At 49.5% G+C, this 11,936-nt stretch carries 7 protein-coding genes; 1 reads left to right on the forward strand and 6 read right to left on the reverse strand.

Annotation, left to right across the window (positions count from 1 at the left end; genetic code table 11):
- The 3 genes from IQ260_RS18950 to IQ260_RS18960 all read right to left on the reverse strand — a co-directional run.
- Positions 1-595 (reverse strand): NAD(P)H-binding protein (locus tag IQ260_RS18950; RefSeq protein ID WP_193994667.1); only part of this gene is annotated, 595 nt, incomplete at its 3' end.
- 227 nt (positions 596-822) lie between these two features.
- Complete coding sequence (petM, locus tag IQ260_RS18955) at positions 823-960, reverse strand: cytochrome b6-f complex subunit PetM (protein ID WP_228016257.1); 138 nt, start codon at positions 958-960, stop codon at positions 823-825.
- Between the two features lie 100 nt (positions 961-1,060).
- A complete protein-coding gene (locus IQ260_RS18960; RefSeq protein WP_193994668.1) occupies positions 1,061-1,504 on the reverse strand; it encodes a glutaredoxin family protein in 444 nt (147 codons plus the stop codon).
- 244 nt (positions 1,505-1,748) lie between these two features.
- Here IQ260_RS18960 and IQ260_RS18965 point away from each other — a divergent pair, with 244 nt between their 5' ends.
- Positions 1,749-2,921: an HhoA/HhoB/HtrA family serine endopeptidase gene (locus IQ260_RS18965; RefSeq protein ID WP_193994669.1), complete on the forward strand. Its 1,173-nt coding sequence runs from the start codon at positions 1,749-1,751 to the stop codon at positions 2,919-2,921.
- A 118-nt stretch (positions 2,922-3,039) separates the two neighbouring features.
- Here the strand turns inward: IQ260_RS18965 and IQ260_RS18970 are convergent, their stop codons facing one another.
- The 3 genes from IQ260_RS18970 to rpoB all read right to left on the reverse strand — a co-directional run.
- Positions 3,040-7,023 (reverse strand): DNA-directed RNA polymerase subunit beta', encoded by a 3,984-nt coding sequence (locus tag IQ260_RS18970; RefSeq protein ID WP_193994670.1) that lies wholly within the window; start codon positions 7,021-7,023, stop codon positions 3,040-3,042.
- A 56-nt stretch (positions 7,024-7,079) separates the two neighbouring features.
- Positions 7,080-8,945 (reverse strand): DNA-directed RNA polymerase subunit gamma, encoded by a 1,866-nt coding sequence (locus IQ260_RS18975; RefSeq protein WP_193994671.1) that lies wholly within the window; start codon positions 8,943-8,945, stop codon positions 7,080-7,082.
- 192 nt (positions 8,946-9,137) lie between these two features.
- A partial coding sequence (rpoB, locus tag IQ260_RS18980) for a DNA-directed RNA polymerase subunit beta (RefSeq protein ID WP_193994672.1) occupies positions 9,138-11,936 on the reverse strand: 2,799 nt, incomplete at its 5' end.

An 11,936-nucleotide genomic window follows, 5' to 3' on the forward strand; every position in this document is an offset into this window, starting at 1 on the left:
CAAAGGAGCAGCTCTTTTCCTCACGTCCTTGACAACCCCGCACCGCAAATCGAGCCACATCTTGAGTATTCATGTAAGCAATCGGTGCGGCTTCTCCCATCACCCAAATTGCCTGCTTTTCTAAGACTGGAATCGCGTACTGACCAATCAATCCTTGCAAAAACCCACAGGGTCTCAAAATCGTGTAGCTAATCCCTGATTCTTCCAAGAATTTTTCTGTGCAATGCTTAATATCCATCAAGGGCACATGGGGATACTTCTCACAGTTGAGAATTGAGATAAATACGTAGCGCTCCACCTTGGCCTCTAACGCTGCCTTGATCAGATTGACTTTGCCATCCCAGTCCACATCATAAGCAGAATCCTGAGGACGGGATGTAGCCGCATCAATGACAGCTGTGACATCTTCAAAACAGGGGGGTAAGGATTTGGGACCACAGATATTAGCCTGCACCAGCTGTGCGCCCCACTCCCTCAGAAACGCGGCCTTTTGGAAGTTACGCACGAGACACTTGACGTCAAACCCTTCATCTAACGCATTGCGTACAATCTGACGACCCAGCGTACCCGTTGCACCAACTACCAATATGCTCATGTTGGACTCTAAACAAAACTTAACGCTTCACTCATCTTAACAGACGTCGCAGCGTTCGAAAATAGCTATCGACCATAAAAAAAGTGGCTGCACCAGCGATATGCTGCTGACTCAGCCACATTTGTTTAAAAAAACTAGAGATAAACTCGGTAGTTTGATTGCCGAGTTAGGCCAAATAACTCAAATATGAGAACTGGCTTTCAGCTAATACTGAACTAATCGAGTGATTACTCTTCAGCACCCTGAATCTTTAGCATCAGAAAGCCGACGCCTAGACCCACCATGACAATGACAAACATGGTTACTGAAACCGAAAAAATTTCTCCACCCATGGTGCTTAGTAATCCTCCTGTATACGCCCCCATTTCCGAAGGCCTGGTAACGTAAATTCTTTAGTTACATTCTAAAACAGTTTGGTAATCTAACCCGAACAAGGTGGGATTTGCACTGCTGACTGATGCGGGCCTACTGAGCTGGGCTAAAACCGCCCCACTCCCCCGTATCTATATCAGGCTGCCCGCCGGTTTGCTCAAACCCTGAGAGGATTGCCAACTGTTTGAGGGGATGGACTCCTAAATAGAATTCTCCATGGATTTGCCAGGTGGGATAGGCGTTAATACCAGTGGCATCGCATAGAGCGACCTGGGCATTTGCCCCACGTGGATCACATTCTACATAGGGAATCAGCTGAGCGGCGTTGCCAAATAGCTGCTTTTGTCTGGCACAGTGGGGACACCAGTAGGCTCCGTACATTGTTGTCCCCGTGTTGGATAGATACTCCGCTAGCTGAGCTTCATAGCTAGGCGCAACGAGCTGGGATAGGTCCTGACAGCTTGCGAATAGGCTGAGTGCGATCGCAAACATCACCCCCATCGACAGCGCAACCGGTAACCTAGCTCTGCCAGCCATCGCATCCTCCCCCTCAACAAGCAATACCTACATTACATCGCCAGCCCCATAGTCGCTATCTTAGACAGCCCAATGTCCTAGCGACCGTGGGTGATGATTTCCAGGGGGGGTTTCCGCCCACGATTACCGATGAAACTGTCACAATAGAACCAACTTTTGGCCATTGGGCCCCATCCTCTACAAAGCCTTCCTCAGGCTTTCCCAGAGTCTTTTTAGGGCCGTTATTGTCTCAGAGAATGACCTTATGAAGCCGTTTGACCTATCTACATTGAGCCATCACCTCGGTCGATGGCTGATTACCTGCCTATCAGCAGTGCTGCTATTCTTGTCGGGTATCCAGCCCGTAGCGGCACTGACGCAAACCGCAGCCGAAACGACCTCTCTATCGAGCGAAAGTTTCGTCGCTGCAGCCGTACATCGTGTTGGTGATGCCGTTGTCCGCATTGATACCGAACGCACCATCACGCGCAACGTTCCCGATCTGTTTTACGACGATCCCGTTTTTAGAGGATTCTTCGGCCCTGATACCTTTCAGCGTATTCCCCAGGAAGAACGGCTCAGTGGCCAGGGATCGGGCTTCATCGTAGATAGCAATGGTTATATTCTCACGAATGCCCATGTCGTAGACCAAGCCGATCGGGTTACAGTCACCCTCAAAGATGGGCGTCATTTTGACGGCACTGTCGAAGGTGTCGACGAATTAACCGATTTAGCCGTTGTCAAAATCAACGCAGACAAGGAAAATCTACCCGTAGTCGCCCTAGGAGACTCTGACACTATAGACGTCGGAGACTGGGCCATTGCAGTGGGTAATCCCTTGGGCTTAGATAATACCGTCACTCTCGGTATTGTCAGTACGCTCAAGCGTTCTAGCGCAACTGTCGGTATTCCTAACAAGCGGCTTGATTTTATTCAAACTGATGCCGCCATTAATCCGGGTAATTCTGGCGGTCCCTTGCTCAATAGTCAAGGCGAAGTCATCGGCATCAATACCGCAATTCGCGCTGACGCCATGGGCATTGGCTTTGCCATTCCGATCAACAAAGCCAAATCCGTTCAAGACCAGCTAGCCCGTGGTGAACACATTGCCCACCCCTACTTGGGTATTCAAATTGCCGATCTCACCCCCGAGATGGCAAAACGTAACAACGATGACCCTAATGCCAGCATGCTTATTCCTGAGATTAGTGGTGTGCTTGTGATTCGGGTCCTACCTGACACCCCCGCTGCGAAAGCTGGCTTACGTCGTGGCGATGTGATTACTCAAATTAATGATCAGAATTTTAATACAGCCAATCAGCTCCAGTCCTATGTGGATCAATCTAAAATTGGCCAGCGTCTAAAACTCAGCTTACGCCGTGGAGACCAAACCCAAACCATCGTGGTTAAATCAGCGGAACTCGATCCAGACGCATAAGATTCGCAGTTCTTTCCTTTACTAAGGGAACAAAAAAGGATGGCTCGTGGGATATCCCACGAGCCATCCTTTTAGTTGAGGCAGTTTATGATGCTAGTGGCCCTCCTGGCATTGATTGCTAAAGAGCGGCCGTCTGGTCATCAATCAATGCATTATCATCCAAAAATGGTGATGGAGGTGCTTTAGGCTCCCCAGCTGCTGCGGCTGCATCTCCTCCTGCCGGCGCATTATTCCCCAGCATGTCATCCGTAAACATATTAAGCCCCCCCTCACGGTCGTAAACCCGGGCGGTGCGATCATCTAGAACCATGTCCTGTAAAGCCATATCATCTGACAGGAAGGCCTTATCAAACGAAGGATCAATCTCAGGGCTGGAACGTTCCTCATAGGCATTAAATCCGGTACCAGCAGGAATCAAACGTCCGATAATAACGTTCTCCTTGAGACCTCGTAACCAGTCAGATTTACCCTCAATTGCAGCTTCTGTCAGCACGCGGGTCGTTTCCTGGAAACTTGCCGCTGAAATAAAGCTATCAGTATTCAGAGAGGCTTTAGTAATGCCTAAAAGCACCGGCGTATACTCTGCTGGAGCACCACCAGTAATCGACATCGCTTCGTTCACCTGTTCTAGCTGACGAATTTCTACCAACTCTCCAGGTAGCATGGTTGTATCACCACCATCCTCAACCCGAGCTTTTGATGTCATCTGTCGCACAATCACCTCAATGTGCTTATCGGCAATATCAATCCCCTGAGACTGATATACAGACTGAACTTCGTTCACCAAGAAGGTTTGTACCTCCTGAAGACTGATCATGGCAGACTCGTGAACACCTTTTGTCTCACGGTGATACTTAAAGAAGAACTCTAGAATCTGGTGAGGATTCAAAGGCCCATCAGTTAAAGGTTCAGCTAGACTGACCTGCTGACCATCAGAAACAATCATGGGTTGACCTGGGGCGATCGGATATTCAGCTACCACACCATCATCTTCAACAATTTTGACTTCTACCGTCTCATCTTCACCGTAAACGACCTGGGCATTACCAGGACGTTCAGCCAAAACACAGGCCTCTTTAGGTTTTCTGGCTTCTAGTAACTCTTCAATCCGAGGTAGACCTTGGATAATATCACCGGTTTTAGCACGCTCAAAGATGAGTAGAACTAGATTGTCACCCCGCTGGACCAGATCACCATCTTCAATGTGCAGCACCGCACCCGTCGATACTCGATAGGGACGAGCAATGCGCAGAACAATACTACTATCGTGCACAGCAACAACCTGACCAGACTCTTCTGAGAGAACCTCCTCAGCTAAAGGATAACCATCCACCAACAAGTCACCCTCCTTGACAGTGGGAGACTTTCCACCGAGATCCACAGTCACAAGATCGCTATCACGGACAACAAGAATACGCCGGACAGATTCCACATCCTGACGAATACCGCGTACTTCCCCGGCTTCTTTAGACTGGATTTCAGTACGAGCAACTACAGAACCGGGATGAATCTCTTGGCCTTCTTCCACCAATAAGCGGGTCTGAGTACTACCCTGGGTCTGATCGGCAGCAATGTCCCGGCGAATTACGAGTGTCTCCAAAATCACCAGCTGCAGACGCTGTATATCAGCATCATTTTCATCGGGCACCAATTCAATGTCCGCCGTCAAATTGGATGACTCGTTGTCAACATTGAGAATTAACTGGGTCCGCAGGATTTCAACACTGTCAACGGACTTAACCCGTTCACCGTCTTTAAAGAAGATCCGCTGAATTGCAGTAATCCCTATGGAGTTGTCATCACTGTCACTAACGGAATATTGGCTAGGAACCGTAGGAACATCAGGGACTTCAAACTCTTGAACAGGACGTAACAGCAGGGCTGCACCCTCTGGAGTTTCCACATATTCAACAAACCGAAGTTCCTCAGCCGTGACTCCAGGTATGACCTCTTCACCAGCGCTTACTAAAACACCATCTTTACCGCTAGCTGCGTCTGGACTATCCACCATGTGGATATCCCCTGGCTTAATGACAATTTCCCGAAGAATGTCATTCTTTTGGGTTACCTCAACCACACCACTAATCTGGCAAAAGATGTCCTTGACAACTTCGGTCCCAGCTTCGATGTACTGGCCATCTTCAACCATTAACAGAGAGATGTCTTTATTGACCTCATGAGCTTCTTCAGGAATCCAGAGCAGAGTTCCACCCTTAGTAACTTCATAGCCCTGCTTACCCTTGCTTTTTTTAGCAACCTCAACACCAGAAAACTTGATGATGCCTCCACTGTGCGTGTGGTAAGTATCATCTACAAGTTCAGCAACGACCTGACCACCTGTCACTTTGGCACCAGGAGTCGCAATTAGAGAGTACCGTGAACCTTTATCTGTCTGGAGAAAATAGTGCTCACGACCCTGACCACTTTCAACTTCTACTTCAGTGGTATCCAACATTACTGAAGCCGTAATAATCTCAACTTCACGGCTGCCTTTACTGTCAGAACGGTCAGGTAAACGAACGATACCACCGCGCTCGGTGACAATTTTGGTCTCAGCCAAAATACCGCTGGACTCGATCATGTCACCATTCTTAACGGTCGGCTCTGCTCCCGGAGGAAGGTTATAAACCTCACCGGAGAGCACCCACAGTAAGCCACCCCGTTGAGCCAACTTTGTAATATTACCCTGGCGATCTTTTTTCTCTTCTTGAACCAGACCTTCAAAGAAAACTTCACCAGACATATCAGACGTTACGTCCTTACTGGCCTTCTCAGTCACTTTACGGACGCGGCCAGTAGTCGGCAATTCTGCAATTAAGTCACCTTTAGCTAAGGTTGCACCATCTGGGACAAAGACAATCGAACCTTGGGGGAGCTGGACAGAACGGGTCTTCCCGCTATCCATAACAACCTTGGCCTCTGTATTCGATTCCATCACCAGAGCATCTTCACCATGACGAGTCCGGAAGGCACGACTTCTAAGCGTGTCAGGCATCGTAAACTGTCCAGCTACCTTAGCTCTCACCTGGGGAGCCAGTTCCCCAGTAAAGGTTCCTCCCGTGTGGAAGGTTCTCATGGTGAGCTGAGTACCTGGTTCACCAATAGACTGAGCTGCGATAATACCAACGGCTTCGCCCAAGTCCACCATGTGAGAATGGGCTAGGCTCCACCCGTAACAGTGTTGGCAAACTGAGCGGGCCGCTTCACAGGTGAGCGCAGAACGAACTTTGACCTCTTTAATCCCAGAAGCATCCACAGCCTTCGCCATATCTGCATCCATAGGTTTATTGCGAGGCATCACCACTTCACCCGTTTTAGGATGAATGGCATCTTCGGCTAGTACACGCCCCAAAAGCTTATCTTCTAAAGAAATCAGCACTCGCTCACCATCGGTCATCGCACTCAACGGAATGCAGCGATCGGTACCACAATCGATCTCACGAATAATGACATCCTGGGATACATCCACAAGACGACGGGTGAGATAGCCTGAGTCTGCCGTACGCAGGGCGGTATCCACAAGACCTTTGCGGGCACCGTAGGACGAAATAATATACTCGGTAACGGTCAGACCTTCTCGGAAATTAGTTTTAATGGGCAGGTCAATAATTTCCCCTTGAGGATTTGCCATCAATCCCCGCATACCGACTAGCTGACGCACCTGGGAGATATTACCGCGAGCCCCAGAGAATGCCATCATATAGACGGAGTTGAGCGGATTATTTTCCTTAAAGTTACGAACTACTTCATCTTTTAACTCTTCGCTGGTTTCATTCCAGGTATCAATTACTTTCTGGAAACGTTCTACTTCTGTGATTTCTCCTCGGGTGTAGCGTTCCTCAGTATCACGAATTTCTTGCTCCGCAGCGTCCAGCAACTGACGTTTACTAGGAGGCACCTGTAAATCATCAACACTAATAGATACACCCGCACGGGTAGCATACTTGAACCCCAAGGATTTGATTTCATCGGCCATAGCCGACGTACGAGCTGTGCCGTAATTATCGAATGACCAGGAAATCAGGTTTTTGAGCTGCTTTTTATCGATAATACGATTGCGAAAAATAATATTGTTGGCTTTTTCGTTACCTTGATCTGCCATGGGTGCTCTCCGCCTCAATGTGCTAATGGCTAACTGAAAAAAACTAGACGATGCTTCTAACTGGCAAGCGCCGCATGGACAGCATGGTTGTAAATGATGCGTCCAGGAGTCGTGTAGATATGCTGTGACAACAGGTTACCGTCACTGTCTTCGCGCACACGACGATTTTGATACCGTTTTGTCACCATGCCATCGCCGTTATCAATAACCTCAATGGGATCACCATCAGACTCCACAGGTCCGTCAAAACGTAGCCAAACCCAAGAATGAAGATCTACCATGCCTTGCTCGTAGGCGATAATGGCATCCTCCATACTGGCAAAGTGAGAATCAGCTCCTTTCTGCTGATATGGGTTTTCTGCGGTGAGATAATAGCAGCCCAGTACCATATCTTGGCTAGGCGTAATAATGGGTCGTCCCGTAGCTGGAGAAAGCACGTTGTTGGAGGCCAACATCAATAACCGAGCCTCGGACTGCGCTTCTAGAGATAATGGCACGTGCACTGCCATCTGGTCGCCGTCAAAGTCAGCATTAAAGGCAGGACATACCAGAGGATGTAGCTGCAGTGCCCGCCCCTCAACCAACATCGGCTCGAATGCTTGGATCCCAAGACGGTGTAACGTTGGTGCTCGGTTGAGCATAACTGGGTGGTTTTCGATAACTTCTTCCAGGACTCCCCAGATACTAGGATCGTTACGCTGAATTAGCTTTTTGGCTGCCTTGATATTGTTAACCAAGCCCTGACGAATCAAGCGGTGGATAACAAAAGGTTGAAACAGCTCAATAGCCATCTCTCGGGGCAGGCCACACTGGTGAATTTTGAGCTTAGGCCCCACCACAATTACCGAGCGACCAGAGTAGTCAACCCGCTTACCCAACAAGTTTTGTCGAAAACGGCCCTGTTTGCCCTCGATAATGTCTGACAGTGATTTCAGCGGACGATTGTTAGCACCTACTACCGTACGACCACGCCGACCGTTATCAATCAGGGCATCAACGGCTTCCTGCAGCATCCGTTTTTCATTACGAACGATAATCTCAGGAGCTAGAATCTCTTGTAACCTTGCCAGACGATTATTTCGGTTGATCACACGACGATAAAGGTCATTGAGGTCCGATGTGGCAAATCGACCACCATCTAGCTGGACCATGGGACGCAGATCGGGGGGGATAACTGGAATCACATCCAATACCATCCAATCAGGGCGTGAGCCCGTGGCAATAAAGTTATCGATCACCCGCAAACGCTTGATCAGCTTTGCCCTCTTTTGTCCCTTGGCATTGGCAATATTTTCCCGCAATTGCTCAGCAACCGCTTCCAGTTCTAAATCTTCCAAGAGGCGCTGTAGTGCCTCAGCCCCAATGCCGACTTCAATACCTGAGAGATCAGATTCCTCATCGTAAAGCTGATCCTCAATCTCAATCCATTGGTCTTCTGTGAGCAGCTGCTTATAGCTAAGACTATCGGCATTACCGGCTTCTAAAACCACATAGGCATTGAAATAGACAATCTGCTCTACATCCCGCAGCGGCATGTCTAGCAAAATAGCAATGTAGCTAGGAATACCCTTGAGATACCAAACATGGGCGACCGGAGCAGCCAACTTGATGTAGCCCATGCGGTGACGTCGCACTCTAGACTCCGTCACCTCTACACCACAGCGTTCGCACACAATCCCACGGTGACGAACACGCTTGTATTTACCGCAGTGACACTCCCAGTCCTTAGCAGGTCCAAAAATGCGTTCACAGAACAACCCATCCATTTCGGGCTTAAGGGTTCTGTAGTTGATTGTTTCCGGCTTGGTTACTTCCCCAACAACCGTGCCGTTGGGCAGCGTGCGCTCACCCCACTGACGAATCCGATCGGGCGAAGCCAAACCGATTTTGACGTAGTCAAAGCGCTGTTCTAGTTTTGGCATTCTCTTGGTTCCTTGTACGCGGCCTATACATTCAGGACAAAACGTGGATTTGGATCGAGGGTTTTAGAGACTAAAAAGCTGATTTAAACCTCGATACCTGAGGAAATTACCTGAACGCTCAATTTAGTCATGAGCTGCTTACACCGTAGGGAAAACAGATGAGTACTGAACGCCCAGGCTACCTATCAACGGCTAAAGTTGCGGTTCTTCAATAGCAGGAGGAGTCGCAGCGGGCGCAGGCGCGGCCGGAGGAGAAGATTCTGCTGCAGCTTCGTCTCGAGAGATGGATTCGTAGGTAGGACGCGACGGTGAACGACGATTAATGGAATCCGACATCAAATCAACTTCGACATCACGACTGGTGCCATCCTCTTGGGTCTCAAGCTTATGAACGGCAATATCTAAACAGAGAGACTGTAGCTCACGCATGAGTACTTTGAACGACTCCGGTGTACCCGGTCGAGGTATGGCCTTACCTTTGACAATGGCGTTGAGAGCTTCGTTACGCCCCTGCATATCATCAGATTTGACCGTCAGCAGCTCCTGCAGAGTATAGGCAGCCCCAAAGGCTTCGAGGGCCCAAACTTCCATTTCTCCAAAGCGCTGACCACCCTGCTGGGCTTTACCGCCAAGGGGCTGCTGGGTCACCAATGAGTAGGGACCCGTAGAACGGGCGTGAATCTTATCATCCACTAGGTGAACCAGCTTCAACATATAGGGTTTACCCACGGTCACAGGGCGATCAAACGCCTCACCTGTACGCCCGTCATAGAGCTGGATCTTGCCTGGGTCATCAGGATTGAATATCCATTCATTGCCAACGGCGTCACGCGCATCTTGCAGCTTGCCATGGGTCGTTTCTAACGAAGCTTCTGCCCCATACATTTCGTCAAAAGGTGTGATCTTAAACCGAGCATTGAGGTTTTCACCAGCCCAACCCAGTAAGCATTCAAATACTTGTCCCACATTCATACGAGACGGTACACCCAGGGGATTGAGCACGATGTCGATGGGGCTGCCATCGGGTAAATAGGGCATATCCTCAATAGGCAAGATACGGGAAATAATGCCCTTATTCCCGTGGCGGCCTGCCATCTTATCGCCGACCTGAATCTTACGCTTTTGAGCCACGTAGACCCGCACTACCATGTTGGCACCAGGGGGTAATTCATCCCCTTGCTCGCGAGTAAAGACACGGACATCAACCACGCGTCCTTTCTCTCCGTTGGGTACGCGCAGAGAATTATCTCGAACATCCCGAGCTTTTTCACCAAAGATAGCCCGTAATAGTTTCTCCTCTGGAGGCTGATCGGACTCCCCTTTAGGCGTAACTTTACCGACCAGAATATCGCCTGAGGTCACCCAGGCACCGATGCGGATAATACCGGTTTCATCGAGCTGTCGTAGGGCATCTTCACCAACGTTGGGAATTTCACGAGTAATTTCTTCTGGCCCTAGCTTGGTCTGACGGGCCTCAATCTCAAATTTCTCGATGTGGATAGAGGTATAAAGATCGTCATATACCAGACGCTCACTGAGCAGAATTGCGTCCTCGTAGTTGTAGCCTTCCCAAGGCATGTAGGCCACCAGAACATTTTGGCCCAGGGCGATTTCGCCGCCTTCGGTAGCTGACCCATCGGCCAGAACCTGACCAGCTGAAACCTTGTCACCAGTAAAGACGAGGGGACGTTGATTCAAGCAGGTGTCTTGGTTGGAACGCTGGTACTTCTGCAGTTCTTGAGCATATTTGCGACCTTCTGCATCGGTAACAACCACCTTTTTCGCATCTAAGAACGTAACCTCACCATCCACAGGACTCACGACAACCATGCCTGAGTCTCGGGCAGCTTGCGCTTCTAGACCTGTACCAACTAAGGGACGTTCTGGACGTAATAGAGGTACCGCCTGACGCTGCATGTTCGACCCCATTAGAGCGCGGTTAGCATCGTCATGCTCTAAGAAGGGGATCAAGGAGGTGGCCACTGAAATAATCTGGACTGGCGATACTGCCACATAGTCAACTTCGGCGGCGGCGGTGGTAATAAAGTCTTGCCGATATCGAACAGGGACAGACTCGCCCAGAATATTGCCATCAATGTCAATGGGAATATCGCCGGGTGCCACTCGGAAGTCATCTTCTTCGTCGGCGGTCATATAGGTCGATGGTAAATCTTTACGAATACGACCGTTATCGACTTGGAAAAATGGCGTTTCAATAAAGCCAAAATCATTGACCCGAGCATGGGTAGCGAGCGAGCCAATCAGACCAGCGTTAGGACCTTCAGGTGTCTCAATAGGACAAATACGGCCATGGTGAGATGGGTGAATATCGCGCACGGCAAAACCAGCTCGCTCACGGGTTAGACCACCGGGGCCAAGGGCGCTAATCCGGCGTTTGTGAGTTAGCTCAGCCAAGGGGTTAGTTTGGTCCATAAACTGAGACAGTTGACTAGAACCAAAGAACTCCTTAATGGCAGCAACCAGAGGCTTGGGGTTGACCAAGGATGCAGGCGTGAGGGAATCCGCGTCAGAGACAGTCATGCGCTCACGAATAATCCGCTCTAAACGGTTTAGACCGACCCTTACCTGGTTTTGCAACAATTCACCGACAGAACGCACCCGGCGGTTACCTAGGTGGTCAATGTCGTCAATGATACCGATATCAAACTCTAAATTAATCAGGTAGTCGATGGCTGCCAGCACATCCTGAGGTGTGAGTACGCGTACAGCATCTGGCACATTTAGTCGCAGCTTACGATTAAGTTTGTGACGCCCTACTTTACCTAGATCATAGCGCTTGGGATCAAAGAAACGGGAGTTCAAAAGTTGCTGCCCCCCGGACACCGTTGGCGGTTCACCAGGACGCAGCTTACGATATAGCTCTAATAGGGCTTCTTCTTCGCTAAACTGGCCTTCTTTTTCAATGGTTTTTTGAAAGTATTCAGGGTGGCGTAGGGAATCAAAAATCTCACCATCGCTAAGCCCTAAGGC

Origin of the sequence: Leptolyngbya cf. ectocarpi LEGE 11479 (assembly GCF_015207065.1) — a bacterium.
Taxonomy (GTDB): Bacteria; Cyanobacteriota; Cyanobacteriia; order Phormidesmidales; family Phormidesmidaceae; genus Leptothoe; species Leptothoe ectocarpi.